Source organism: Trichocoleus sp. DQ-A1 (assembly GCF_039961955.1).
Classification (GTDB): domain Bacteria; phylum Cyanobacteriota; class Cyanobacteriia; order Cyanobacteriales; family FACHB-T130; genus FACHB-T130.
The window spans coordinates 167,836-191,699 of sequence record NZ_JAMPKE010000007.1 but is presented as its reverse complement, the minus strand read 5'-3'; the positions used below and the strand labels follow the sequence as shown (position 1 = coordinate 191,699).

Genomic DNA, 23,864 nt, shown 5'->3' with positions numbered 1-23,864 from the left:
AAGCGCAAAGTTAGAATCATTATTCTTAGCGTTTTTTACATTGAAAATTCATCAGGTTCTCACACACAAGGTTTGCAAAGTATCAATGACCTGATGGACTTGGGTATCGCTTAAGCCTGGATACATCGGTAAGGATAAAATTTCCAGTGCTAGAGCTTCGGCTTGGGGGAAGTCTCCGGCTTGATAGCCGAGATTCTCGAAGGCGGGTTGAAGATGACAGGGAATGGGGTAGTGGATGCCGGTTTGAATACCAACAGCCGCTAGTTTGTCTTGAATCGTCTGCCGGTCGAGGGGACAAGCTTCAGTGACACGAACAACATAAAGGTGATAAATGTGACCGTTGCCACTTTGGTTTTGGATGGGGAAAATTCCAGAGTTTGCCAGCGGCTTCAATAAGGCGTCGTACTGCTGGGCTGCTTGGTTACGTGAGTGGTTCCAGTCGGCAAGATGAGGGAGTTTGATGTTGAGGACAGCGGCTTGCAGGGTATCAAGTCGGCTATTGGTACCGGGTTCGGTGTGGTAATACTTACGGGAACACCCGTAATTGCGGAGCGATCGCATTTTCTTCGCTACTGCTTCATCATTGGTGATGACCATGCCTCCATCTCCTATGGCACCCAAATTTTTACTGGGATAGAAGCTAAAAGCTGCTGCTTTACCAATAGAACCGGCACGATAACCTTCTCGCTGTGCTAGGTGAGCCTGAGCCGCGTCTTCAAATACAATCAGGTTGTGGGTGCTGGCAAAGTCCAAAAGTTGACGGGGCGAAACCATTTGCCCATACAGATGCACTGGAACGATCGCTTTGGTTTTGGCTGTGACTGCTTTTTCGGCGGCTGTAAAGTCAATTAGCGCAGTTTGAGGATCGCAATCGACTAAAATCGGCGTGGCACCAGCGTGGACAACGCCGATCAGAGTGGCGATGAAGGTATTGGTGGGTAAAACGACCTCATCCCCGGCACCAATACCACAGGCTTCTAATCCGAGCGCTAGCGCATCTGTTCCCGAAGCGACCCCAATGCCATAAGCCACACCACAGGCACTGGCAAACGCCGCCTCAAAGTCAGCTACAGCCTGACCTAATATAAAATCTCCTCGTTGAATCGTACCCCGCACTGCCTCCTCTATCTGTGTTTGAAGAGGCTGGTGTTGGAGTTGAAGATCCACAAAAGGAACTGCTGTCGTAATATTGTTCATACGGTATGAGAATTCAGTGTGAGAATTAAAGTTACCGAGAGTTTTTAGGGTTTTGGAATCGCCAACAAGAATGCCTTTTGAGGTATCAACAGCACTGATTGGAAGAAAAGCTTAGGCTTTTAGAGCGATCGCTTCCATAAAGTTTTCCCGATTGATCCAGCTAAAGACCAGTTTAAGCGAGACCAATACTCCCTGTATGAAGAGAAAGTAAAGCTTTTATATTGAGAATAGTTACAATATAAACGGTAAATTCTCTACGCAGAATTTAATCAATTTTTATGTCATAAGTACGTAGTCGAGTTTTCCAAATATAAAAAGGGCTAATCAGGCTATTAATAAAAAGTTCCATTTGGCAAGCAGCTACAATATCATCTTTCAACGAAAATTTATACTTGATTAGATGAAATAATATTTTACGTAAATCGTTAACCATATACATAAAAAAAACGGCGGGTCGCTGCCAAGGTTTGAAACTAAGCATCCGAGTCCGATGGCGGCTCAAACCAATCCCTCGACATAATTTGATTAAATAGTCTTTCTCTAAGCGCCAGTGGGGAATTCGATGGTGAATACACATTTCAGGGTTGTACCAAATTTCCCATCCAGCTTGTTGAATATGTAATAGCGCTTCCAAATCTTCTCCTGCCAGCATATTGTCGCCAATTCGCCCGTGAAGAATAAAATTTTTCGGCACGCTTTCCAGCCAGACTTGGCGACGCACAACTAATCCAGCTCCAGGTGGTAGAACCTTTTTGTGGGGTTCGTAGCATAGAGCATTTGTTCCCCTGTCTGCAATAGCGAGCAGACAAGCGATTTCTTCAAAATTTTTGGGAGGAGTCCCTTGCAAGTCACCATAAATGCGGCTCCCATAACCGCCAACTTTCGGATGATTTTGCCCAAATGTGTATGCTGCTGCAACCCACGTAGATGTTGGTAAATTATCGTCATCAAGAAATCCAATCAACTTACCTCTGGCTTCTTGGACTGCACGTTGACGGGAAAAGGCAAGTCCTTGTTGGGGTTCAAAACAATATCTTAAAGGATAGGCGAAAGGCCAGTTTGCTTGGTATTCTCGAACAACTTTGGCGGTATTGTCTGAGCTGTTATTATCAACAACTAAAACTTCCCAGACAATTTGCTCGGTATGAATTTGCGATCGCAGTCGCTCTAAGACATCAGGTAAACGGTCTTCCCCGTTATAAGTCGGAATGGCTACAGTAAAATCAACAGACATCGGTTTCAGAGCAGTTTTTTCAGATACGCGATCGTAATTAAGCATATGTTACATTCCTAAGCTTAATGATGCTCTTCTATACTCTTAGTATGCCCAGAAGTACTGGTTGAAATCGCAACCCCACGAACATAATTAGGACTGCGCGAATTGCCAACATTATCGAGAAGCTCTGCCCTTTGCAAACAAGATCGAAGATGCAGATGCAAATTTAATTTTTCTGGTTTCAGCACTGCCTAATCTGGAAGATCGTCGTCAGCCGCTGATGACGCGGGGAGATGACTCGGCTGTGGGTAGATGCCGGAGAAAAATCGACATTTGACGATTCAAAGCCAGATTGACGCTCCACGAGGCGCCAGGGACGCTAGGTTTTCTCGTGGCACCCTGAACGTTGGGGTTATGAGACGGGCACGACAAAGTAAGAGTTGCCTCTTATAAAGTTTAACTGCATTGACGGCAGTGAAGTTTCAGACAGCGATCGCCAACATTGTACGGATATCGCTAGTACCATTCACCACAATCAAAAGGTAGAAATTTAGGGTAAGGTTTATTTTCCTTGAGAGCATGATTTCTGGATGAGGGGATTAGCTGGGATGACAAAAAATTACGCTTGCTAAATTTTCCAGAAATCCTTGGTATGCCTTATCTAGCGCCCTTCCGGAATATGCGGCACCACCTCATTAGTGCCGCTCGTACCGAGAATTGGCATCTGTGTAGCAATGTTCTAGCAGTGAATCCCATTCGGGTTGGATGCGATCGCTTACCAAAAATCAGCTTTCACCATACCTCATCCAAATCCAACTCAAATCCAGGTAGCACATCCTCGCCAGATAGAGTTAAAGGAAACTCCATCACCTCTACATCTTGCCCTACACGGTAAATTTCTACCTGCTTCGTCTTTGGATCAATCAGCCATCCTAAGCCAACGCCGTTGGTGATGGCGTTCATAGGCTGCACGGGTGATGCCTGAGTCGGTGAACTCAATTATGAAGATTGCTCAACTTGGCTTTCAGATGGCTGATTGGTGTATGGCTGCGATCGCTCTTCACCCTGTTTTTCCAGTCAAAGTGCGATCGCTGTTGAATTTTTGAACCCCGTTGGCGAAGCCTGCGCGAAGCGCTTAGACGCGAAGGACGCAAAGTAAGAAAAGAGAGGCGCTTAAGCGTTTTTAATGACCGAGTAATTTGTCTCGTAGATGCTTAATGCGATCGCGGTATTTTGCAGCCTCTTCAAACTGCAAATTCTTTGCTGCTTCCTTCATTTGCGCTTCCAGTTGGGTAATCAACTCTGGAATATTCTCTAAAGGCAAATCGTCCGCCTGTTCGTAAATTTCTTCCAACTGTTGAGAATTCAGCCGCCGCGAAACATCTAGGTAAGCCAAAATTGAGTTATTGACTTTTTTGATAATCGGCTGGGGTGTAATGTTGTGCATTTTGTTATATGCCATCTGAATCCCCCGCCGTCGGTCGGTTTCGTCGATCGCTTTGATCATGCTATCGGTGAGATTATCAGCATAGAGGATGGCTTGTCCCCGGATGTGACGAGCGGCGCGACCAATGGTTTGAATGAGCGATCGCTCTGCGCGTAAGAAACCCTCTTTATCTGCATCTAAAATCGCCACCAGAGAAACTTCCGGCAAATCCAACCCTTCTCGCAGCAAGTTAACCCCAATTAGCACATCGAAATTGCCCTCGCGCAACTCTTGCAAGATTTCAATTCGCTCAATCGAGTTAATCTCTGAGTGCAGATAGCGGACTCGAATTCCTCGTTCTTGTAAATATTCTGTCAAATCCTCCGCCATGCGCTTAGTTAAGGTAGTAACTAGCACCCGTTCTCGCTTGTCAATCCTGTCTTTAATCTCACCTAACAAGTCGTCAATTTGTCCTTCCGTGGGACGCACAAAAATTTCTGGATCGAGTACGCCAGTCGGACGGATCACCTGTTGTACAATTCGATCCTCTGACTGTTCTATCTCCCAGTTACCGGGAGTTGCAGAAACAAAAATACACTGATTCACCTTCTCCCAGAACTCTTCTGACTTCAGAGGACGGTTATCAGCCGCACTGGGGAGGCGAAAACCATGCTCGATCAGCACTTTTTTTCGTGCTTGGTCGCCATTGTACATCCCCCGAATTTGCGGGACGCTAACGTGAGATTCATCCACCACCAATAGCCAATCTTTAGGAAAATAATCAATCAGAGACTCTGGAGGTTCTCCCGCACGCCGTCCTGCTAGATGTCGGGAGTAGTTCTCAACGCCGTTGCAATATCCGACTTCCCGCAACATTTCCAAATCGTAGCGAGTGCGCTGATCGAGTCGTTGCGCCTCTAGTAATTTCCCAGCTTTTTCTAATTCTTCGAGCCGATCTTTGAGTTCCTGTTCAATGTCATTACAAGCGGCTTCTAGCCGATCTTCTGGGGTGACAAAGTGACGCGCTGGGTACACATTTACGGCGTCCATACTCTGAAGGATTTCGCCGGTTACGGGGTCAACGTAGCGAATGGCGTCAATTTCATCTCCAAAGAATTCTACGCGAATAATCCGATCTTCGTAAGCCGGGCCAATTTCCAGCACATCGCCCCGAACTCGGAACTTTCCTCGCCCCATTTCTACATCGTTGCGGCTATACTGCACGGAAGCTAAATCTCGCAGCAACTCGCGTTGATTCACTTCTCGCCCCATCTTTAAGGGAATCGCGGCTTTGAGATATTCCGAGGGAATTCCCAAACCATAAATACAGCTAATAGAAGCCACGACAATGACATCGCGCCGCTCAAAAAGCGATCGCGTGGCGGAGTGTCGCAACATATCAATTTCGTCGTTAATTGCAGCACTTTTCTCGATATATGTGTCGGTGACGGGAATATACGCTTCTGGCTGATAGTAGTCGTAGTAACTGACGAAATACTCCACCGCATTTGGGGGAAAGAACTCCCGCAATTCGTTACACAATTGAGCAGCGAGCGTTTTGTTGTGCGCCAATACCAGCGTGGGTCTGCCGACATTCTCAATAACGGCTGCTACTGAGAATGTCTTGCCCGTTCCCGTCGCTCCCAGTAGGGTTTGAAAGCGATCGCCTTTTTTTACGCCTTTCGTGAGTTGCGCGATCGCATTCGGCTGATCGCCCGTCGGTTGAAAGGGAGCTTGCAGACAAAATTGCGTCATACAGTTTTAAGAAGCTTTAAGAAAATTGTTTTTCGTGCCTGGAGCTTGGTCGGCAGATTACCACATCTCTCTTCTCTCTCATCCTAGCCATTTGCCCTCTTCTATGCCTTGCTCATCTAAGCGATCGCCAGAAATAAATCCTAACTTGTCACTGCCATGCACGTTCATCGCCAACAGCATAATTATTTTAATAAATATTGACAATTCTTATTTTTTGTATTCAAGCGGTAAAGCGATCGCTGATTCGTTTATCGGCTTCAACATTGCTTGCAAATGAGATTGTGTCATCCAAGTTTTTAGCGATCGCATTTTAGTTGCACTTGGGACTAAATTACTTCTCCCCATTTACTTGATTAGCACTCCCTCTGCAACTTTGGGAAGCCGCTTGTTTCTAGCGCAGGGGCGCTTTTACTGCAAAGGTTCGAGAGAGCTGTTGAAGGGAACTTATGAATGGGATAATAATCCCACGTTTTTAGCCGTGACAAGATTTCCTATTGTAAAAATTAAGAAGTTTTTTAAATTATCATCTACCTTTAGCCGTAGGAAATGCTCATTCTTTGAGCATAGGTAAAGAGTAATAATAGCGATCCCCATTTTTTCTGTCTGGGGGCAGAAGGCTATGTAAACAAAACTAGATACATTGAATACATAGAAGCAAAAGAAGACTGCGGCAATAAAGCAAATTTAACGCATCTTCTAAAATAAAAACTGTTTGAAAGATTAGGAGAAAAAAATGAGCGTTGAAGATAGAGCTAAAGCAACCGGCAAAAATATCGAAGGCAAAGCCCAAGAAGCGCTCGGCAATATAACTGGCGATCCAGAAGATAAAGCTGAAGGAAAAGCCAAGCAAGCTGAAGCCCAAGTAAGTCACACCAAAGAAGATGTGAAAGATAAGGCAAAAGATTTGGTTGATAACGCCTAATACTTGACTTTGGAGGTCTAGCTACTGAAAAGATTCATCTAGACCTTCTCCCTTATTTAATGCAGCCAATACCACAGACAGGCAACACCCTGATTCTGTCTTGTAAAGACAAGTTTAATAGGAGACTGAGGTGAATTTTCTTCAGCAATTTCGGAAAATTTTTACGGCTTTAGTCTTGGTTCTGTTCCTCTCTACAGCTACAGCTTGTAGTGGAGCCAGCCAAGCAACTCAACCGAAAGCTCTACCGGGTGCGAGTAGCGGTGCTAACAGCATTGTCGCATATCAACAGTTGGAACGGGGTAGCACTGCCGCCGGTCAAGAATTTGGTAACTGGGTAGTCCAGACAGCGAAAGGATTAGTCAAGGATGCCTACGTCCGTGATAACAACAAATTGGGAGTTGTGATTACGCCCCAAGTCCGTCCTAACGAAGTTAAAAGTTTAGCAAGCTCTTTAGCTCAAGGATTCCACAAGAATTTTCCCAACCAAGATTTAACCATTTTGATGTATGCGCCAGATAAAAAACTGATTTTGACAGCAAAATATGATGAGCAGTCAAAACAAATTCAGTATCAAGGTGCTTAGTTTAACTAAGGGGAAATCGGTGAAAGCTGGGGCAACTCATCTAGCTTTAACTACTTTAGAAGGTGCATTTGTAGAGATAGGGTGAATCCCCTCTCTACCCAAAATTTACGATTTTTTCTTTCAGCTTTTGAATCAGGAGATAAGAAAATGACCAGCAGCGAACAATATAAGCGTCAAATCATGAATGATTTGGCTGGTGGTGACTCCGAAATGATGCAGGATGCTCCAAGCGATCCTAGCAGCGACTATCAAAATTTTGATGACTTTGCTCAACGTTCCTCTAGAGACGAACGCCGTCAACTGTTTGGGAAGTCTCTACATCCAGACAGCATTCCTGTCAGCCAGATGGAACCAGAACTGCAAAAAGCGATCGCGCAGATTCAACCCAGCGAACGGGATGATGTGGCGCGGGAGTTCTTCAAGCGGTTAAAGGAAAGAGGTCTTAATGACCGCCAGTTAGAGCAACAATTAAGTCTCTCCACCCATCACCCCAGCCGCATGAGTGCAGATGATGTTAGCAAACTGGCTACCTTTACCTATCACACTCATCCTGACATCTTCCAAGATGTATTAGCTGACAAACCAGCTATTATGAAGTTTCTGAGCAATCCAGTGGTTGCCGCTGTATTTGGCATTATGGCAGCTAAGTGGCTAGGTGGACGCAGGCACTAAAGCCAGCAAAATTGAAATAGCATTAGCTTGTTAAAAAAAGGCGACCCAATTTGATTGGATCGCCTTTTTCGGTTTAATAGCCTTTAAATTAGCTCAGCTCATTGAATAGCTTTCTCTGAAATTTTCCTATCCTCACCATTGACGACCATTCACGAACAAACCAATATCAAAGTCCGCACTCGCCAGAATCTTCCCATCTGGGCTGAAAGCCAAGAAATGTTTGTAGTTTGAATTCTTGGTGAGGGTGTGGATACAGTGCCAAGTCGGAGTGTTAGGCCTAGATAAGGGGTAGTAGCGATCGCCTTCTTATCTAACAACAAAAAAAGCCTGCGATCGCAGGCTTTGTTCATCTCGTAGAGATAAGAATTATCCCATTTCTACAGGCATATTATTAAATGCTTCTTACACCGCAGCTAATTCTGGTGAAGGACGCTTACTATTGCGAATCCCTTCAATTGCCTGTGCATAATCCTTCGCCTTAAACACAGCAGAACCAGCAACAATTGCATTCGCTCCTGCTTCCAAAACCTGCCAGGTATTATCTACTTTGAGTCCGCCATCCACTTCAATCCAGGGATCTAAACCACGTTCATCGCACATTTGACGCAACTTCCGGATTTTCGGCACCATCTCTGGGATAAAACTTTGACCGCCGAAACCGGGGTTAACGCTCATAATTAATACCAGATCGCAAATCTCCAGCACATACTCAATCAAATCCAAAGGAGTAGAAGGATTGAGAACGACACCCGCCTTTTTACCCAGTTCCTTGATTTGTCCTAAAGTCCGGTGCAGATGCGGTGAAGCGTTGTGTTCTGCATGAACGTAGATATGATCTGCCCCCGCCTTCGCAAAATCTGCCACATACTTTTCTGGTTCCACAATCATCAAGTGGACATCCAACGGCTTTTGGGTAACTGGGCGAATCGCTTCTACAATCAGCGGACCAATTGTAATATTCGGAACAAAGCGACCATCCATCACATCAACGTGAATCCAATCTGCACCGGCGGCATCTACCGCCTGAATTTCCTCTCCCAATCGACTGAAGTCAGCTGATAGGATTGATGGAGCGATAACAATCGGCTTCTGGGATGGCGTTTGGGTCATGGTTATTTATACTCTCTTGCGTCCTCGTCTGGTATTCAGTTTAACAAAAGACGTGGCAAGCCTTAAAAAAGTATGAAGTATGAACGATGAAGTGTGAATTTAACCTTCAATCTCTAACCTTCAACCTTGAAACTAAGATTTTCAACCTTCAACCTTCAACCTTCAAAACTTCAGTGGAGAAGCTTGCGTGGCTCACCAGCAGATTTTTAAAAAACTAACATGGCTTGTTTGGGGGCTGGGAATTACCGCGTTAACCGCTCCTTCCTCTCTGGCTAACGAAACCTCATCACTAGGAGAAGCAGGCATTGATGCCCAAAGGCTACACGCTGCTCCTTATAACTTATTGGGTCGTAAGATTGCTATCGGTCAAGTGGAGATTGGAAGACCGGGACAATTTGGTTTGGATAAAGCGGTTTCCCGGAATCGAGCCTTCTCCTTGATCCGAGTCTTTTACCGAGATGCCCCAGCCAAAGCTGATAGTAATGTTGATGGGCACGCAGCAATGGTAGCAAGCGTGATGATTAGCTCGGATAAAGGTTTACCAGGCGTGGCACCGCAGGCACGACTTTATGCTTCAGCGGTTGGCGCACCGCAAAAAACAGGTCAACCGGAAGAGTGCTTATCCACGCAGTATGTGGCGATGCAAAACGGGGGCGATGTTCGGGCAATTAACTTTAGTTTTGGAGAGTCTCTGGAGCGAGATTCTCGACCGAACCCGATTCTGGATGGCAACGCTCTACTAACCCAGTGTATTGACTGGTCTGCTCGCGTCCACGACTCGCTTTATGTAGTAGCGGGGAATCAAGGGACTGGCGGGATTCCGATTCCCACCGATAACTATAATGGCGTCAATGTTGCTTACACAACGCGCCGCGAGGGAATTTTTACGAAAGTAGATTTTGCCAACTTGAGCGCTGCGCCTATCGGGATTGCGAAGCGTCTGCTTGACCGGGAAATTAATGTTGGCCCCCGTCGCTCGATTAGTTTAGTAGCACCCGGTAGCCAGATCGAGGTATTAGATATTAAGGGTAAGGAAAGTCGGGTTACGGGAACGAGTTTTGCGGCTCCCCATGTCACCGCATCTGTCGCGTTATTACAAGAATATAGCGATCGCCAACTGCGAACACAACAGCCCAACTGGACTCCAGACGCCCGTCGTCATGAAGTTATGAAAGCTGTGCTGCTGAACTCCGCAGAAAAAATCAAAGACACTGGTGATGGACTGCGCCAAGCGATGAGTCGCACAATTTTGACCAAAGATAACCGCGACTGGTTAGCCTCCGATGCTTACAAAGACCGAAAAATCCCATTAGACTTCCAAATGGGTACCGGACAAATGAATACTTTTCGGGCTTACCAGCAATTTAGTCCCGGTCAGTGGAATTCTGAAAAGCCGGTGCCGTTGGTCGGTTGGGATTACCGCACAGTGAAGGAGTCTGCATTTCAGGATTATGTCTTGAACCAACCATTGCAGCAAGGGAGTTTTGCCTCGATTACGCTCGCCTGGGATAGGCGCGTGGAGTTACAAGATCAAAATAACAACAAGCAGTTTGATGTTGGAGAAAGTTTTAGCGATCGCGGCTTAAACAATCTCGATATCTACCTGATGCGAGCCGAAGATAATGATATCAGCAAGAGTATCTGGTCTTCGGAAAGCGATGTTGATAGTGTAGAACACATTTTTCAGGAAATTCCTGCCACGGGTCGCTACAAAATTCGCGTCCATTATCGTCAGAAATTCAATGAAAATACTCAAGCCTATGCCTTAGCTTGGTGGACAGTACCCGCGAAAGAGCTACTCAAAGGGAAAAATTAAACATAGAATCGCGATTTGAGATTGAAGAATATAGAGGTGCGTTTAACAAAAGAGCGCGCCTTCTATAGACACGCTCCTTAAACCTTCTTCGATCCGGTTCATACCATTTCACTTTATGTCTGCCACAAATACGTCTATTGCCCCCCTTTTGAAGGGGAGTTGGGGCGAGCGCAAATGTGACATCAAAATAGTAAATTGGTATCAGTTGCCAAAACCGTAACCAGTGGAACGTCCCTGGCTGTTAGCCGTCATTCTAGAAAAGGAATGTTACGGCAATATAAACAGCTATATGAAGCGACCAATGTTCAGTTTAATGGTAGCGATCGCATCAGTCAGTATCATCCTATTCGGTTTACTGGGATGGTCGATGGTCAAAAATCCGCAGGCTGCAATGGGCGAACCCAGGCAACCTGGAACCTCTCCTACCATCAGTCAGCGCCAGAAGAAAACCGTGGATTCGAGACTGGTTGCGGCGAATACAAAATTTGGGTTCAAACTCTTCAAGGAAATTTTAAAAGAGGACAGCGGCAAGAATATTTTTGTGTCGCCTTCTAGTGTAGCGATCGCACTCTCGATGACCTACAACGGTGCTAGCGGCGATACTCAACAAGCAATGGCAAAAACCTTGGAATTGCAAGGATTAAGCCTACAAGAAGTCAATCAATCCAATGACGCCTTGAAAGCGCTCTTAGAAAATCCAGACTCCCAAGTGCAGCTCACCATTGCCAACTCTCTTTGGGCAAAGAAAGGCGTCTCTTTTAACCCAGATTTTCTTCAAAGAAATCGCCAATTTTATCAGGCGCAAATTGCAGAAATAGACTTTAGAAAACCCAGCGCTATCTCTGACATTAATAACTGGGTAAAACAAAATACTCGCGGTAAAATCAATTCAATTGTCAACAAAATTCCACCCGATCAAGTGTTATTCTTGATCAACGCTCTTTACTTCAAAGGGACTTGGACAAAGAAATTTGACCAGAAGCAAACAACAACTGAACCGTTCTACCTTTCCGATGGAACTCAGAAACAACACCCAATGATGTCTCAAAGGGATAAATATAAATACTACGAAAACGACCAGTTTCAAGCCATTAGTCTACCCTACGGAAAAGGAAAACTTAGCTTATATGTTTTTCTGCCAAAAGAAAATTTTAAACTTACAAATTTTTACCAGCAGCTAAATACTGAAAACTGGGAGGAATGGATGACTCAATTCAAAACGAAACCGGGATTCATCCAGATGCCTCGCTTCAAAATGGACTACGACATAGAACTCAACGACGCTCTCAAAGCGCTGGGTATGGAAGTAGCTTTCGACTCAAATGCTAATTTTACTCAGATGAGTTCTATCCCACTCCAGCTCAATCAAGTCAAGCACAAAACCTTTGTGGAAGTGAACGAAGCAGGAACCGAAGCAGCCGCAGTCACTGCCGTCGGAGTAATGACAACATCTGCACCGATGCCAGAGGAACCCTTCGAGATGATTGTTAACCGCCCGTTTTTCGCTTGTATTCGAGATAATCAAACTGGAACCGTTCTATTTATGGGGTCTATTGTGGAACCAAAATGAAAGACCTTGACCCGTTTGAAAATCAAGACATCAAGAGGGACGGGTTGGAAACCCCACTTTACCAGCTGTTTATCTATTTGATTCCTGTAGTTGGCTTTTTCCCAGCCCTCTGGACGCTGTACCGACGTGATAGCAACCGGCAACAACAAACCGTGAGTAGGCTGTCAGTGACGCTGGCTCTCGGTTGGCTGTTGGCATACGGTTTATTGGGGGCTGGAGTTGCACAAGCTTCAGAAACTTTAACCCTGCGTTTGTTATTTATCAATGGTCTATTGACATCGGGTTATTTTTTGGTCAGCTTATGGTTGATGGTGCGTCTGTGGCAACGGAAGTCTGTACGTATTCCGGGTGTTAGCGGGCTTGCGGAGGGAGTCGTTCGCAAACACTTGTCCTAAACGAGCGTGTATTGGTTCACCTCAGCTTGGGACGAGGCAAGAGAGGTTGTAGGCGCACAGTATTTTTTCAAAGAAAGCAACCGGAGTTACGAGTGCAACCCATTTGTATCCGGATGCTTTCCTTGAACAAAAGTAAGGAATGGGGAAGGTCGAATGAAGATTTGGCCTATGCACTTGATAGCTGGTTCTCCCTCTAGCCTACGCATCTCTATCGAAATGAGGTTAAACTCTTGCCAGTGTTTGCCTGATTTTGCAGTAAATCGGTAGAAAAACTGCTATGAGTGTTCTAGTGCAATCCTTCTTAAGGACGGATTTTGTTAGAAATAAACGTCCCAGCTCCAGATTGCCAGATTCCGCGCCCCTACCTTGAACACAAATTCGTGTTATCTTTTTTGCGTGTGTGAGGAAGCCAGTGTCAGCCCGAAAAATTCCTGAAAAACGCCCGTGGGGGCAAACATCCAATCAACCCATCAAGAAAAGGCCTGTTCAAAAACGAAACCAGGTGAACTGGCTTTGGCTTGGGTTGGGCTTGACTGGGGTGGCAATGCTGTCAGCAACTGCGGGAGCTTTGTTAGCCGTGTCTTTTTCCAGTACGCCTTTGCTGCAAAGCCAGCTAAGTCCGGAAGAAGCTGCGGTGTTTGATGGCGATCGCATTTCCCGCACCAGTATGCGATTGCCAGAACTGACCCGCCCGGTAAATATCTTAGTTATGGGAATCAAGGTCATCTCCTCCGACCTGGATAACCCTCCTCCTGAAACGAAAAATCTGGGATACCACGCCCTGGTAAACTCCTTCGAGGGTCTATCAGATACCATGCTCTTGCTGCGGTTTGACCCGGAGGCGCAAAAAATCGCGGCTTTATCAATCCCACGGGATACCCGCACCTTTGTGGAGGGCGTCGGCGTTACCAAGATTAATGCAGCGAATCTTGAGGGGGGACCAGCCCTCAGTGCTAAGGCAACCAGCGAACTCCTCAGCGGCGTGGGAATCGATCGCTACATCCGAATAAACGTTCAGGGGGTAGAAAAGCTGGTGGACGCCTTGGGTGGCGTTACCGTCTATGTCCCCAGGGATATGAAATATCGAGATGATAGCCAGCACCTGTACATCAACCTGAAAGCAGGAAAACAACATCTCAATGGCAATCAAGTGCTGCAATTGCTGCGCTTCCGCTATGACAAGTATGGCGACATCGGTCGGATTCAGCGGCAGCAAATGGTAATGCGGGCACTGATGGAACAAGCACTGAATCCAACCACTTTAGCGAGAATGCCGAAGATTCTTTCGGTTATTCAGTCGCATATTGATACCAACTTGACGGTTGAGGAGTTGTTAGCCCTGGTTGGCTATGGTGTCAAGACCGACCGTTCCCAAGTGCAAATGTTAATGGTACCGGGTGACTTTAGTGGCAGTGGGCATCATGAGGTGAGTTACTGGGTGCCAAATCGCCGCCGCATCCAGACGATGATGGCGCAGCATTTTGACCAGGGATTGGACGGTGGTGAAGCAACTGACCCAGCGTATATCCGGGTAGCGATTCAAGATAGTACAGGTGATATGAAGGCTGTCCAATCTTTAATCAACACGCTAAGGAATGCTGGCTACCGGAATGTCTACGTTGACGACCCGTGGCCCGAACCGTTGCGGGTAACGCACGTAGTGGCTCAACAGGGAGATGGAAATAGTGCCAAAGCCATCTACCGTTCGCTAGGATTCGGGGAAGTGCGGGTTGAAAGCACTGGCAACCTGGTTTCGGATGTGACGATTCAGCTGGGTCAGGACTGGCTTAAGCGGAGTGCTAGTCGGGACTCTTTTTAAATGGGTGATTGGTAATGAGAGTTTTGAGTTTTGAGTTGAAGAGAGTTCTTTAATTTAAAATTCAAAACTTAAAAATTTTTCTCAGCTACCAATTCCCAAACAGGGGATTTTTGTAGTATTAGTGGCTGCTTAGAAGTGCCGAGGGCGATCGCTTAGATGTCTGTTGACTTCCTGAGATTGATTCCAACGGCTCCACAGCTTGTACCCAATACCGCAGCGCAACAAATGACCTTGCAATTGCTCAAGTCTTTTGTCCCGCAAGCAGATCGGGTGTATCTCAGAGTCACAGATGACGTGGAATTTGTTGACCCAGGCAGCAACTTGGAACAAATCTTATGTCCTGTCTGTTTATCCCACCTGGAAACTCTCTGGTGGCAACAAGCTATGGACACCGCATACGGCACAAGATTCAACGATCTGATGGTTATCGTGCCTTGTTGCGGTATTGTCTGTTCGTTAAATGACTTGCGGTATGAGTGTCCCGCTGGTTTCGCTCGTTTTATCTTAGAAGCACGCCACCCTAACACTGACCTTGACAAGAGCCAGCTTCACTTGCTAGAGCAAACACTGGGATGTCCATTGCGAAAAATATGGGCGCACTATTAAGTTGATAAAGGTGCAGCACTGATGCCACAATTCCAGCACTTCTAAGTATTTTCAGATGATTCTAGAGTCTGCGGGTCGGTAAATTTTTCAGCCCCTTTTTACAAGGCTACTTTTAGAGTTTTGTGCCATCCTCGACTTGTGTCGTTCCAGGTAGTTTTCTGATGAATCAGCTTTCAGGAACCTTATTGAGTCTTCTGTTGATAGCATCTTCAGCGCCTCGACCTGCCCAGCTGTTGCAGGTGTTTCCCCCCGAAGAGTCAACACAGACTTATGTACAGTATGTCGCCGCTGCATTGAGCTTTAAATTAGGGGAACAGGCCGATCCTAGATCGGTGCAGTTGTTTGTTGATGGGGTAGATGTTACAAGCCAGTCTCAAATTGGCAACACCCGCGACTGGCCTATTAGCCACCTCGAAATAGGTTACACTCCCAATTTCTCTGAGTCAGGGACTCATCACGCTGAAGTTCGTTTTCGGACTCTAGATGGCAAAACGAAATCATATCGCTGGTCTTTCTCTGTCAAGTCTCCTTAAGAGAAGTCAATTCTGTGGCTAATGTGGCTGAATGCTGCAATATCCAATCCTGCAAAATTGGGTTAACTAACTCAGGCGCTTCATCCTGGGGACAATGCCCGACACCTTCGATGGGAATAAACTTCTCAATTTTGGGGTAATTGGCAAACTCTCGCCCCAGTTCTATCGGTTCCCAAGGATCTTCCGTTCCCCAGAGAATGATGGTCGGGCAGGGCAAAAGGGGCAGCAGGTCTTCCGGCAGCGGCCCTTGAGAATAGCGTGTAAAGGCTACAAAAACGTCCACAGCCCCCTCATCAAACGCGGGTGCCATGAGCATATCCACCAGTTCGTCTGTCACCGCTTCCGGATGCTTGTAGGCTTGCAGGAGAACCTTCCTTACCACCTTCGGCTTGGCAAGTTGGCTAAAGAAGAATTTGCCAATCCACTTAACTGCCAGCAGTCGTTGAACGATAGGTGCCCCAAAGCTGCGATACCAGGGCAACTGGGCGCGTTTGCGGTCGTGCAGCAGCCGCAGAGAGCAGTTAATGAGGGCAGTTCCCAAGACAATATCTGGATGATCGACTGCTGCTTGCATTGCCACAATACAGCCGATGGAATTTCCGACTAAAAAAACGGAACCGCCCACCACCTCGCGGCAAAAATCAGCCAGTTGCTGTCCCCAAGTTTCAAAGGTGTAGGAAATCTTGCCCCCTGGCGTGGGTTTCGCAGAACCGCCAAAGCCAATTAAGTCAATGGCATAGACGCGGCAATTTTGAGCCAGCACTGGAATGTTTTTGCGCCAGTGCCCCCAAGATGCCCCAAATCCATGTACCAGCACAACCGCTGGCCCTTGGTTTCCTTGAGTCTGGTAGCAGATGGGAAAACCTTGCCAAGTCCAAGTTTTCGTGACGATATGGGCAGCCGTAGGTGCAGTTGGAGTGGTGGAGGAAGATGGAGTCATGGGATAGATAGCGATCGCATCTCTTTGATTTCTATCCCGTCGCACCTTGAATGCGCTCTCAACGCCACGGGTAGACTTAGCTTTCCTAATTTTACAATTCTTCAACTCTGGAAAACACTAATTCCAATAATTTTGAGCAACTGAATCGAAAATCCCGTAAAAACTCTGATGCCAAGTGTAGATAAGCCTGGTACACAGGTGAAGACTCTCACAAGAAGCGGAAAGTGACACGGAGAATTCCAATTTTCAATTTCCAATTTCAAAACCTTAGTTTTTCATCTGTGCGTAGCACTCAAAGCGGGGAGTATGTCAGTATCTAGATTGGTGACTCCCTCATGAAATTTAGTTGGTGATGACTACGGTGCAAACTCCTACTTCTGTTCTGCCATTCCTTGGTCCTGATTTAGCTTCTACCTACGATGCCGCGCGAGTGGTGATTTTGCCGATTCCTTATGAGGCGACTACAACGTATCGAAATGGCTGCGAAAATGGGCCAGATGCGATTCTAGAAGCCTCTGGGCAGGTGGAATATTATGATGAGGAGCTAGATTGGGAAACTGGCAAAGACATTGGAATTTATACGGCTGAATCAATTGCAGACACCCGCAACGGTCGTTCAGTTTCATCTGAGGAAATGCTGCAAGTTACCCGCGAAACGGTATCTCAGATGATAGCTGACGGCAAGTTTGTTATTGGTCTGGGTGGCGAACACAGCATTACAACTGGTCTTGTAGAGGCATACCAAAAAGCTTACCCCGATGAACCCTTTACGGTCGTGCAAATAGATGCTCACGGCGATTTGCGCTATGAGTACGAAGGCTCGATTCACAACCATGCTTGCGTGATGCGGCGGATTGTGGAAATGGGATTGCCAACTGTACAAATCGGCATCCGCGCCATTTGCAAAGAAGAAGCTGACTTGATCAAAGAGAAGAATTTGACGGTGTTCCGGGCGCGAGAAATTGCGACGCAACCGGATTGGATGGAAAGGGCGATCGCAAGTATCCCCACCAGACGCGTTTTCCTCACCATTGACCTCGACGGGATTGACCCCACCCTGATACCTGGTGTCGGCACCCCAGAACCCGGTGGATTAAATTGGTACTCCCTACTCTCTTTTTTGCGGCAAGTGTTTCAAAATCACGAAGTGATTGGTTGTGATGTTATGGAATTGGCACCGATTGTAGATTCCGTAGTATCAGAATTTACTGCTGCAAAATTAGTCTACAAACTAATCGGTTATCAGGCGTTCTCCCAAGGCAAATAGAGACCGTAATTGCTTTGTTCTTTACGACTGTAGCCCCCTCGTACTTTGTTGTAATTACCCAGGGATAAGTAAATGAGTGTAATGGAAAAGACCGGCACTCCTATTGGTAGTTATGCTCCAGATTTTGAATTACCGGGAATCGATAATCAAGTCCACCACCTGGCTCGGTATTTAGAAAAGTATCGAGCTGTGGGCGTTGTTTTTATGTGCAATCATTGCCCATACGTGCAGTCCTATATGGGTCGGCTAATCCAGATTCAAAGCGAGTTCCAAAGCCAGGGATTTACCCTGATTGGCATCAACGCCAATGATGCGGTTCAGTCGCCTGAAGACAGCTTCGAGAATATGCAAAATTTGGTAGCAACTCACGGTCTAAATTTTCCTTATCTGAGAGATACCACACAGGATGTCGCTCGTTGCTTTGGGGGACAGACAACGCCAGAGGTTTTCTTATTAGATAATTCTGGGATACTCCGCTACAGGGGACGAATTGATGATAATTCCCAAGATCCAGCAGCGGTGAAGGTGCATTATTTACGGGATGCGATCGCTTCTTTACTGCAAGGAAAAACGGCGATTACAACCGCCTCAACTGAGGCGGTAGGCACCCCGATAAACTGGCGTCCTTAACACGTAGTCTCAAGGCTCTCCACACTTTAGTAACTGAATTTGCGGATAATATCACAAAACTTACTCCTCTACTGTTATCTTATGGTGGAGGTATTTTGAGTGAGACAATAGTCTGGGCATGGGGATAACTTATCGGCGGGTTTTACTAAAGCTGAGCGGTGAAGCTTTAATGGGCAACCTGGGCTATGGAATCGATCCAATGGTGGTTCAGGAAATCGCGCAGGAAGTCGCAGATGTCGTGGCAAGTGGCATTCAGATGGCAATTGTCGTCGGTGGCGGCAATATCTTTCGCGGTGTCAAGGCAGCTTCGGCTGGCATGGATCGGGCGACAGCCGACTACATCGGGATGATTGCAACGGTGATGAATGCGATGACCTTGCAAGACTCCTTGGAGCAAATCGGAGTACCGACACGAGTCCAAACAGCGATCGCCATGCAGGAAGTAGCGGAGCCTTACATCCGGCGTCGCGCCATTCGCCACTTAGAAAAAGGACGGGTCGTAATTTTTGGGGCTGGATCGGGAAACCCCTTCTTCACCACTGATACGACCGCTGCCTTGCGAGCGGCGGAAATTGATGCGAATGTAATTTTTAAAGCAACCAAAGTAGACGGGATCTATGATTCAGATCCCCATCTCAACCCAGGGGCGCGTCGCTATCAGAGCCTGACCTACGGACACGTCCTCACTCACGATCTGCGGGTGATGGATAGTACCGCGATCGCCCTGTGCAAAGACAACAACATCCCCATCGTTGTGTTCGACCTCTCGGTGCGGGGCAATATCCACCGCGCCGTTACGGGAGAAGCGGTGGGAACAATTGTAGGAGGATCTTGTGAAATTAGCTGATGTTGAAAATCATATGCAAAAGACAATTGAGGCAACTCAACGGTCTTTTAATACGATTCGGACGGGACGGGCAAACGCCTCTCTCCTTGACCGGGTGTCGGTGGAATACTATGGTTCCCCAACCCCTCTAAAATCTCTGGCAAGTATTAATACACCAGATTCTAGTACGATTACCATTCAGCCGTTTGACCGCGGCAGCATGAATCTGATCGAAAAAGCGATTTCTTTATCAGATGTCGGTTTAACTCCGAGCAATGATGGCTCAGTCATTCGATTGAATATTCCACCCCTAACGACCGAGCGTCGTAAAGAACTGGCAAAAATCGCTGCCAAGTATGCTGAAGAAGGAAGAGTTTCTGTTCGCAATATCCGCCGCGACGCCGTAGACTCAATTCGCAAGCAAGAAAAAAATAGTGAAATCTCTGAGGATGAAGCGCGAGACTTGCAGGAAAAAATTCAAAAGCTAACTGACAAGTACGTTGCCAAGGTTGATGAGCTGTTAGCCGAGAAAGAAAAAGATATCACGACCGTTTAAAGTCATTAGTCACTCGTCATGGGTCGCTCGTCAAAAGCGATCGCGTTAGAGCTAAGGACTCAGGACAAAAGGCTAGAAACGGATACTAGGCAGGTTGAAGCGCTTGTCCATCTAAAGCAGGGCGAACCAGGAAAGCAACGTGCATAGGATAGCCCTGGGAGTAGATCGCATCGATGTACCGCAGGGCTGTTTCTCGATTTTTGCAGGTGCGTAAAACTTTCTCGTTGCCGTTGGCGTATTGGATGCGTAATTCCCAGAACATCGCTTTTCCCCTTATGAAAATAGTAGAAACACCAAATAGTCGGTCAGCGACTTTATAAAACTTTCATGAACCTATCCTATAAGCTTTATATAAACTTTGCACTCAGTAAAATTGATGAATTGAATAAATATCGCGATCGCGCTCTCTAGTTGTCTGGAAGAAAAAGCTGAACGACTACGTACTGGAAAACACGGTTTGTCTTCTAGAAGTCAAGAGAAAATTTAAATCAAGGCGAATAATATTTATCTTAAAAATCCTGAAAGCCTGAAATTGTATACGTTTTACCGAGATAAGCATAATTACGCAAATAGCTAGCTGGTAGGGAAAGCAATTAAGCTTAATTACCAGTGAGTGTCAAGCGTGAGGATGTAAATTCTTCGCTTAACAAGCTTAAATTGCAAGTGTGTTCAGAAGCAAAAATTAACACGATGTTTGACTGCATTATTGTCGGTGCTGGCCCAGCAGGTGGAACCGCAGCTTATCATCTAGCTAAGGGAGGACGTTCGGTTTTAGTCTTAGAAAAAGACGCAATGCCGCGTTACAAACCGTGTGGGGGTGGAGTATCACCAGCGATACAAGAGTGGTTTGATTTTGATTTTTCTCCAGCGATTTCCTTAAAGCTCAAATCACTCCGCTACACCTGGAAAATGGGCGATCCGGTGGAAGTAGGGCTGGAAACAGGACAACCGATTTGGATGGTAAGGCGAGACGTTTTCGACAACTTCCTGATGCAGCAGGCGCAGCAACAAGGCGCAGAACTGCGAGACAACACTGAAGTAACGGGGATTGAGTTTAAGAGCGATCGCTGGCAAGTCAACACTGCCAATGGACCCGTTGAAGGTCGCTATCTGATTGCCGCAGACGGAGCCAAAGGGCCAATGGCTAAGTGGTTAGACTTTAAAGAGCGCAAACGGCGTCTGGCTGGAGCCTTAGAAGCAGAAATACCCGCCCAAAATACCAACCAACAAAAGATTCATTTTGAATTTGGGATGGTCAAAAATGGCTATATTTGGAACTTTCCTAAAGCAGACGGCTATTCTATCGGCGTTGGCACGTTCATCGGCGGTGAACCCCAAGACTTTAAGAAAATTTTGGCTGAGTACGCCAAATCTTTCGGCGTAGAGGTCAATCAGAGCAAGCAATATGGTCATCCCCTTTCTCTATGGGATGGCAATCAAAGGCTGCATACGCAAAATGCAGTTTTAGCCGGAGAAGCCGCCTGTGTCGTCGATCCGTTTACTGCTGAGGGAATTCGTCCCTCAATGTTTAGCGGCTTGAAGGCAGCGGAAGCGATTGACAAATCACTCTCCGGGGATGGCAATGCTCTGGAAAGATATACCAGCACGATCGCCGAAGAATGGGGATCGGATATGCAGTGGGCACAACGCTTAGCAGGAGTGTTTTACAGAGTTCCTGGGATTGCTTATCGAGTCGGTGTTAAGCGCCCTGGTGCCACTGAGCGCATGGGCAAGATTCTGTGCGGAGAGAGTCGTTACTCTGAAGTGGCAGAGAGTGCTATCAAACGCCTCAGTAAGAGCATGATACCGGGAATGGGTGGGTAAAACGATTGAGCATTTAGTTAGTAAGGGTTGACTTCTTTTGGGTGGGCAAAAGCCCACCCAGATAAGATTTGGTAGGTATTCCTCACTCTACAAAATTAAATTTTTGAGAGTGCAACCCCCTTTTAAATCGTCAGTGGTGCAATTTCCTCATGTGTTATATTGGGGCTTTCATCCAGAAACTTGCTAGGTTATGTCTTCTAGGACTGCAAAGTTATCCAGGTTCGGGCTGATGATTTTAGCAGCGGGATGCTTAAGCTTCCTGACGCTAGGTTGTCAAAAATCAGAGGCTGACGCTAAAAAGTATGTTGACTCAGGGAATACTCTAGCTCAACAAGGCAAATTAAACGAAGCGATCGCTGACTACAACAAAGCCGTTGAGATTAATCCCAAGGATGCAGAAAGTTACAATAAGTTAGGAACTATTCTGGTCAACCAAAAGAAATTTCCTGAAGCCAGTGATGCTTTTCAAAAGGCAATTGCAAATAGTCCTAAAAATATAGAGCTATATCATAAATTAGGATTTGTTCAGGTTCAAGAAAAGAAACTGGAAGAAGCATCTGCTACTTTTAAAAAGGCAATTGAAATTGATCCGAAAAATGCCAAATCCTATAATGACTTAGGATTTATTCAGGTCAATCAAGGCAAATTACCTGAAGCGGCTGCCAACTTCAAAAAGTCAATTGAAATTGACCCGAAAAACGCCAGGTCTTACAATGATTTGGGAGTTGCTTTAGGTGCCCAAGGTGACAGTAAATTACCCGAAGCGACTGAGGCTTTCAAGAAGGCAATTGAAATTGACCCGAAAAGTGCAGATGCACACTATTTCTTAGGGGTTGCCTTGGTCAAACAAGGAAAGTTAAATGAGGGAGTAGCAGCTCTCAAAAAGACCACCGAAATTGCTCCGAAAGCAGCACCTGCTTACTTTGGTCTAGGGGTAGCTCTAAATCAACAAGGTAAGAAGTCTGAGTCAATCGAAGCGATGAAAAAAGCCAGAGACTTGTTTAAAGAGCAAGGTCAAACTCAGCAAGCTGACCAGATCGATCAGGGATTAAAGGCTTTAGGGAAACAGTAACCAGTTTTAACACTCCCGTTCCCTGAAAAGAGGATAGGGTTTTTACTCCCAGGAGTAGGGGCACAATTGTTGATTTAAAAAGTAGGGGCACGGCAATGCTGTGCCCCTATAATGGTTGAGCGATAAGGTTTTCTGAAAGTTCTGTAACTAGGCAACCAGCCCCAGGGAAACACTGAATACGGTTTGGTTAGGGCGAAAAATACCAAAGTTCGCATTTGTTGGATTTCGTTTCTCCACCCAACAAACAATAATTTTCACCGAACCATATTGGGGAGACAGACCCAAAGCTGGGTTGGGATGTTGGCAACAGGTACTTACCATCCTCAACTTTGATAATGCTGAATACTCGAGCGGCTGAAAGTCGCCTACTCGACTGCATCCCTTGCAGCAACAAGCATGGTAGAACTGGGACAAGCACTTTTATAGTTTCGACATGACGATTTACTTTTATAAATTTGAAGATCCCTACGGATGTTTTTCCAACTTTTCTCCTCATAACATTTATCTGCTGGGTCAAGATTGGATGACGGTGGAGCATTATTATCAAGCGCAAAAATTTGTTGGCACCGAGGATGAAGCGTTAATCCCAGCGATCGCTAGCGCGAAGACGCCAATGGAAGCCGCGACACTGGGACGCGATCGCACCCGCCGCATCCGTCCGGACTGGGAACAAGTGAAAACCCAAATTATGCGCGAAGCCGTACTAATCAAGTTTCTAACTCACCTAGAGATTCAATCCATTTTGCTTTCGACCGGCGATCGCCCAATCGTGGAGGATTCTCCCACCGATTATTACTGGGGTTGCGGTGTAGAAAAAACTGGACAAAATCATTTGGGAAAAATCCTGATGAGTGTCCGTCAAGAAATCCGGCAACGGTTAGGAAAAAAGTAGCGTTACTCCTTTGTGAATTTATATATTTAGCTAATCTGAATTAGCGATTTTTTTAGGGAAAATATTTTTAGCTTTTTATAGCATGTCTTATATAAACTGTCAACATTTTTGAGTTATTTTTCCTTGAAAATATTAAAGTTAACAATAATTTTAAAACTTTTATAAGATCAATAGTTTTACGAATACCCAGTATGACTTTTCAGTTACAGAATAGAAATATACAAAAACATTCATGCC

The 23,864-nt window shown here is 46.0% G+C and carries 23 protein-coding genes and 1 pseudogene; 16 read left to right on the top strand and 8 right to left on the bottom strand.

The genetic code is table 11. The features are described 5' to 3' along the window. Positions 1-51 precede the first annotated feature (51 nt). The 5 genes and pseudogenes from NDI33_RS09860 to NDI33_RS09840 all read right to left on the bottom strand — a co-directional run bounded on the left by NDI33_RS09860 (position 52) and on the right by NDI33_RS09840 (position 5,798). Positions 52-1,197 (bottom strand): DegT/DnrJ/EryC1/StrS family aminotransferase, encoded by a 1,146-nt coding sequence (locus tag NDI33_RS09860; protein WP_190676633.1) that lies wholly within the window; start codon positions 1,195-1,197, stop codon positions 52-54. Positions 1,198-1,462: 265 nt separating this feature from the next. Beyond that, positions 1,463-2,476, bottom strand: coding sequence for a hormogonium polysaccharide biosynthesis glycosyltransferase HpsE (hpsE, locus tag NDI33_RS09855; protein ID WP_348245634.1), 1,014 nt, complete (start codon positions 2,474-2,476; stop codon positions 1,463-1,465). A gap of 729 nt (positions 2,477-3,205) precedes the next feature. Beyond that, positions 3,206-3,367, bottom strand: a pseudogene (locus NDI33_RS09850) (Uma2 family endonuclease); the annotation flags it as partial. A 229-nt stretch (positions 3,368-3,596) separates the two neighbouring features. After that, complete coding sequence (gene uvrB / locus NDI33_RS09845; protein ID WP_190428900.1) at positions 3,597-5,594, bottom strand: excinuclease ABC subunit UvrB; 1,998 nt, start codon at positions 5,592-5,594, stop codon at positions 3,597-3,599. Positions 5,595-5,672: 78 nt separating this feature from the next. Beyond that, the gene (locus NDI33_RS09840; RefSeq protein WP_348245633.1) at positions 5,673-5,798 is read right to left on the bottom strand and encodes a hypothetical protein; all 126 of its coding nucleotides are present in this window, start codon (positions 5,796-5,798) and stop codon (positions 5,673-5,675) included. Between the two features lie 529 nt (positions 5,799-6,327). On the opposite strand from NDI33_RS09840, the gene NDI33_RS09835 reads away from it, so the two are divergent. The 3 genes from NDI33_RS09835 to NDI33_RS09825 all read left to right on the top strand — a co-directional run bounded on the left by NDI33_RS09835 (position 6,328) and on the right by NDI33_RS09825 (position 7,771). Further along, complete coding sequence (locus NDI33_RS09835; RefSeq protein WP_190414269.1) at positions 6,328-6,516, top strand: CsbD family protein; 189 nt, start codon at positions 6,328-6,330, stop codon at positions 6,514-6,516. 130 nt (positions 6,517-6,646) lie between these two features. After that, positions 6,647-7,099, top strand: coding sequence for a hypothetical protein (locus tag NDI33_RS09830; protein ID WP_190414267.1), 453 nt, complete (start codon positions 6,647-6,649; stop codon positions 7,097-7,099). A 147-nt stretch (positions 7,100-7,246) separates the two neighbouring features. Further along, positions 7,247-7,771 carry a hypothetical protein gene (locus NDI33_RS09825; protein ID WP_190414265.1) on the top strand — a complete coding sequence of 175 codons (525 nt, stop codon included), beginning with the start codon at positions 7,247-7,249 and terminating at the stop codon, positions 7,769-7,771. A 402-nt stretch (positions 7,772-8,173) separates the two neighbouring features. Here NDI33_RS09825 and rpe read toward each other — a convergent pair whose 3' ends face one another. Continuing rightward, on the bottom strand, positions 8,174-8,881 hold the full coding sequence (rpe, locus tag NDI33_RS09820) for a ribulose-phosphate 3-epimerase (protein ID WP_190529182.1): 708 nt from the start codon (positions 8,879-8,881) through the stop codon (positions 8,174-8,176). A gap of 187 nt (positions 8,882-9,068) precedes the next feature. Here rpe and NDI33_RS09815 point away from each other — a divergent pair, with 187 nt between their 5' ends. The 6 genes from NDI33_RS09815 to NDI33_RS09790 all read left to right on the top strand — a co-directional run bounded on the left by NDI33_RS09815 (position 9,069) and on the right by NDI33_RS09790 (position 15,620). Next, positions 9,069-10,697 carry a S8 family serine peptidase gene (locus NDI33_RS09815; protein WP_347275916.1) on the top strand — a complete coding sequence of 543 codons (1,629 nt, stop codon included), beginning with the start codon at positions 9,069-9,071 and terminating at the stop codon, positions 10,695-10,697. Between the two features lie 289 nt (positions 10,698-10,986). After that, positions 10,987-12,267 carry a serpin family protein gene (locus NDI33_RS09810; protein ID WP_190676679.1) on the top strand — a complete coding sequence of 427 codons (1,281 nt, stop codon included), beginning with the start codon at positions 10,987-10,989 and terminating at the stop codon, positions 12,265-12,267. Then, the gene (locus NDI33_RS09805) at positions 12,264-12,662 is read left to right on the top strand and encodes a hypothetical protein (protein WP_190676629.1); all 399 of its coding nucleotides are present in this window, start codon (positions 12,264-12,266) and stop codon (positions 12,660-12,662) included. The genes NDI33_RS09810 and NDI33_RS09805 overlap by 4 nt, the downstream gene beginning before the upstream one ends. Before the next feature lie 412 nt (positions 12,663-13,074). Further along, a complete protein-coding gene (locus tag NDI33_RS09800; RefSeq protein ID WP_190429410.1) occupies positions 13,075-14,481 on the top strand; it encodes an LCP family protein in 1,407 nt (468 codons plus the stop codon). 156 nt (positions 14,482-14,637) lie between these two features. Beyond that, entirely contained in the window at positions 14,638-15,087 is a 450-nt protein-coding gene (locus NDI33_RS09795; protein WP_190429409.1) for a hypothetical protein, read from the top strand. Between the two features lie 161 nt (positions 15,088-15,248). Beyond that, positions 15,249-15,620, top strand: a complete 372-nt coding sequence (locus NDI33_RS09790; RefSeq protein ID WP_190676627.1) for a hypothetical protein — start codon at positions 15,249-15,251, stop codon at positions 15,618-15,620. Here the strand turns inward: NDI33_RS09790 and NDI33_RS09785 are convergent. Continuing rightward, the gene (locus NDI33_RS09785; RefSeq protein WP_190676677.1) at positions 15,607-16,560 is read right to left on the bottom strand and encodes an alpha/beta fold hydrolase; all 954 of its coding nucleotides are present in this window, start codon (positions 16,558-16,560) and stop codon (positions 15,607-15,609) included. The two genes, NDI33_RS09790 and NDI33_RS09785, sit on opposite strands and share 14 nt — an antisense overlap. Before the next feature lie 352 nt (positions 16,561-16,912). On the opposite strand from NDI33_RS09785, the gene speB reads away from it, so the two are divergent. The 4 genes from speB to frr all read left to right on the top strand — a co-directional run bounded on the left by speB (position 16,913) and on the right by frr (position 19,839). Further along, positions 16,913-17,827 (top strand): agmatinase, encoded by a 915-nt coding sequence (speB, locus tag NDI33_RS09780; RefSeq protein WP_190676625.1) that lies wholly within the window; start codon positions 16,913-16,915, stop codon positions 17,825-17,827. Positions 17,828-17,899: 72 nt separating this feature from the next. Next, positions 17,900-18,457, top strand: coding sequence for a thioredoxin family protein (locus tag NDI33_RS09775; RefSeq protein ID WP_190411995.1), 558 nt, complete (start codon positions 17,900-17,902; stop codon positions 18,455-18,457). A 118-nt stretch (positions 18,458-18,575) separates the two neighbouring features. After that, complete coding sequence (gene pyrH, locus NDI33_RS09770; RefSeq protein WP_190411994.1) at positions 18,576-19,304, top strand: UMP kinase; 729 nt, start codon at positions 18,576-18,578, stop codon at positions 19,302-19,304. Next, a complete protein-coding gene (gene frr, locus NDI33_RS09765) occupies positions 19,291-19,839 on the top strand; it encodes a ribosome recycling factor (protein ID WP_190411993.1) in 549 nt (182 codons plus the stop codon). The genes pyrH and frr overlap by 14 nt, the downstream gene beginning before the upstream one ends. An 85-nt stretch (positions 19,840-19,924) precedes the next feature. Here the strand turns inward: frr and NDI33_RS09760 are convergent, their stop codons facing one another. Beyond that, the gene (locus tag NDI33_RS09760) at positions 19,925-20,101 is read right to left on the bottom strand and encodes a family 2 glycosyl transferase (protein WP_190411992.1); all 177 of its coding nucleotides are present in this window, start codon (positions 20,099-20,101) and stop codon (positions 19,925-19,927) included. Between the two features lie 428 nt (positions 20,102-20,529). Here NDI33_RS09760 and NDI33_RS09755 point away from each other — a divergent pair, with 428 nt between their 5' ends. The 3 genes from NDI33_RS09755 (at position 20,530) to NDI33_RS09745 (ending at position 23,627) form a co-directional block, all read left to right on the top strand. Continuing rightward, positions 20,530-21,663 (top strand): geranylgeranyl reductase family protein, encoded by a 1,134-nt coding sequence (locus NDI33_RS09755; RefSeq protein WP_190429905.1) that lies wholly within the window; start codon positions 20,530-20,532, stop codon positions 21,661-21,663. Between the two features lie 190 nt (positions 21,664-21,853). Beyond that, positions 21,854-22,735, top strand: a complete 882-nt coding sequence (locus tag NDI33_RS09750; protein WP_190529175.1) for a tetratricopeptide repeat protein — start codon at positions 21,854-21,856, stop codon at positions 22,733-22,735. A 433-nt stretch (positions 22,736-23,168) separates the two neighbouring features. After that, complete coding sequence (locus NDI33_RS09745) at positions 23,169-23,627, top strand: NADAR domain-containing protein (protein WP_190676621.1); 459 nt, start codon at positions 23,169-23,171, stop codon at positions 23,625-23,627. Positions 23,628-23,864: the final 237 nt, after the last annotated feature.

Coding starts and splice junctions, on each gene's coding strand:
- NDI33_RS09860 (WP_190676633.1), bottom strand. CDS start 1,197: ATGAACAATATTACGACAGCAGTTCCTTTTGTGGATCTTCAACTCCAA.
- hpsE (WP_348245634.1), bottom strand. CDS start 2,476: ATGCTTAATTACGATCGCGTATCTGAAAAAACTGCTCTGAAACCGATG.
- uvrB (WP_190428900.1), bottom strand. CDS start 5,594: ATGACGCAATTTTGTCTGCAAGCTCCCTTTCAACCGACGGGCGATCAG.
- NDI33_RS09835 (WP_190414269.1), top strand. CDS start 6,328: ATGAGCGTTGAAGATAGAGCTAAAGCAACCGGCAAAAATATCGAAGGC.
- NDI33_RS09825 (WP_190414265.1), top strand. CDS start 7,247: ATGACCAGCAGCGAACAATATAAGCGTCAAATCATGAATGATTTGGCT.
- rpe (WP_190529182.1), bottom strand. CDS start 8,881: ATGACCCAAACGCCATCCCAGAAGCCGATTGTTATCGCTCCATCAATC.
- NDI33_RS09810 (WP_190676679.1), top strand. CDS start 10,987: ATGAAGCGACCAATGTTCAGTTTAATGGTAGCGATCGCATCAGTCAGT.
- NDI33_RS09805 (WP_190676629.1), top strand. CDS start 12,264: ATGAAAGACCTTGACCCGTTTGAAAATCAAGACATCAAGAGGGACGGG.
- NDI33_RS09795 (WP_190429409.1), top strand. CDS start 14,638: ATGTCTGTTGACTTCCTGAGATTGATTCCAACGGCTCCACAGCTTGTA.
- NDI33_RS09790 (WP_190676627.1), top strand. CDS start 15,249: ATGAATCAGCTTTCAGGAACCTTATTGAGTCTTCTGTTGATAGCATCT.
- NDI33_RS09785 (WP_190676677.1), bottom strand. CDS start 16,560: ATGACTCCATCTTCCTCCACCACTCCAACTGCACCTACGGCTGCCCAT.
- speB (WP_190676625.1), top strand. CDS start 16,913: ATGACTACGGTGCAAACTCCTACTTCTGTTCTGCCATTCCTTGGTCCT.
- NDI33_RS09775 (WP_190411995.1), top strand. CDS start 17,900: ATGAGTGTAATGGAAAAGACCGGCACTCCTATTGGTAGTTATGCTCCA.
- pyrH (WP_190411994.1), top strand. CDS start 18,576: ATGGGGATAACTTATCGGCGGGTTTTACTAAAGCTGAGCGGTGAAGCT.
- NDI33_RS09760 (WP_190411992.1), bottom strand. CDS start 20,101: ATGTTCTGGGAATTACGCATCCAATACGCCAACGGCAACGAGAAAGTT.
- NDI33_RS09755 (WP_190429905.1), top strand. CDS start 20,530: ATGTTTGACTGCATTATTGTCGGTGCTGGCCCAGCAGGTGGAACCGCA.
- NDI33_RS09750 (WP_190529175.1), top strand. CDS start 21,854: ATGTCTTCTAGGACTGCAAAGTTATCCAGGTTCGGGCTGATGATTTTA.
- NDI33_RS09745 (WP_190676621.1), top strand. CDS start 23,169: ATGACGATTTACTTTTATAAATTTGAAGATCCCTACGGATGTTTTTCC.